1 pseudogene is annotated in these 305 nt (G+C 49.8%); it reads left to right on the plus strand.

Annotation, left to right across the window (positions count from 1 at the left end):
* Positions 1-289: pseudogene (locus tag AACQ38_RS08810) on the plus strand (IS4 family transposase); the annotation flags it as partial.
* Positions 290-305: the final 16 nt, after the last annotated feature.

A 305-nucleotide genomic window follows, 5' to 3' on the forward strand; every position in this document is an offset into this window, starting at 1 on the left:
GCTGCGTTTTAAGGGTCTGAACAAAGAAGAGGCAGAGAAAGAGAGCTGTGAGACAGTATTAAGCCCCCTGGCGTGGAAATTACTGTGGTCAAAACAAGAAAAACGCCGTGTGCCGAAAAAAGCCCCGAGTTTGCATTGGGCCTTCATCAATCTGGGAAAACTGGCCGGCTGGTACGATTCCAAACGCACGGGTCGAGTCGGATGGGAACGACTTTGGGAAGGCTGGTTTCGGCTGCAAACCCTGATAGACGGCTATTTGCTGGCTAAATCAGTTGATTTGGAGATCTGATCAAGAGACAGGGTAT

The sequence above is a fragment of the Photorhabdus sp. RW14-46 genome (assembly GCF_963887965.1).
GTDB classification, from domain to species: Bacteria; Pseudomonadota; Gammaproteobacteria; order Enterobacterales; family Enterobacteriaceae; genus Photorhabdus; species Photorhabdus laumondii.